The 874-nt window shown below is 41.1% G+C and carries 1 protein-coding gene; it reads right to left on the bottom strand.

From position 1 onward, the window contains the following. The coding region (locus ACWHAR_RS24820; protein WP_452088149.1) for an MFS transporter at positions 1 to 399 on the bottom strand (399 nt) is incomplete at its 3' end. Positions 400 to 874 lie beyond the last annotated feature (475 nt).

Here is an 874-nt window from a genome sequence, read left to right on the forward strand (position 1 = left end):
TGCATAATTCCTGCGTTCAATCGGGAATGACAGTACAAGCATTGGAATCATAATCATCAGCATGACACCTGTTGCCGCTCCCTGTAAAAAGCGTCCTGCCGCCATCCATGCAACATCGCTTGAACATGCGATGAGCAGTGAACCTAGTATAAAGACAGGTAATGAAGCCAGATAGACGGGACGAGCACCGAATTTTTTCCTCAGCAGCGGTCCTGCCGGAACTAATAAGGCAAAGGCCAGATTGCCGATCAATATTGGATTTACTGATGTGAAGCCACTTGTTCCAACCGCTTTCTGAACAAGGCCTTGAACTGACGACAATGCCGTGTTAGACATCAATCCCGGCCCGACCGCTAAGACGGCGAGCAAAGAAATCACCCAATAGTGTTTTGTCTTCATGTTGTCATTCCTTCCTATATGAATACATGCGAAACACATCATTTTTTGAAACCAAAAGAAGCTAATAGATTTTGCATACCATTAGCTTTCAGTCTAATATTCTCCCTTTCAGGGGAAATGATATTATTTTATTATAATTATGTGAATGAATGAGCATATAATCAAATATTATTTCAAATCGATTGTGTTTTGTCAATGGAGTAAATTTCAAGCACAACATAAAAAGTCTGAAAGCTTTTCCCCGATATTGTGTTTTGGAGCCAAGGGGCCTAGAACTGCACTTATGGAGCCCTGCTCGTTCCCTCAAGCGAATTAAAGCAGGCCGTTTTAACCCTTTCAATCCACTATTCCAACTAATAAACTCGAATAAGTTGGTGATAAGACAACATTTTGGCCGCACATTTTTTTGTGTTCACTGGGCGTTTGCCGCCTCTAAATTGTATATGGGTAAATACCATGAATTAACCTATGAAAT

This window comes from Bacillus sp. LR--39 (genome assembly GCF_053613335.1).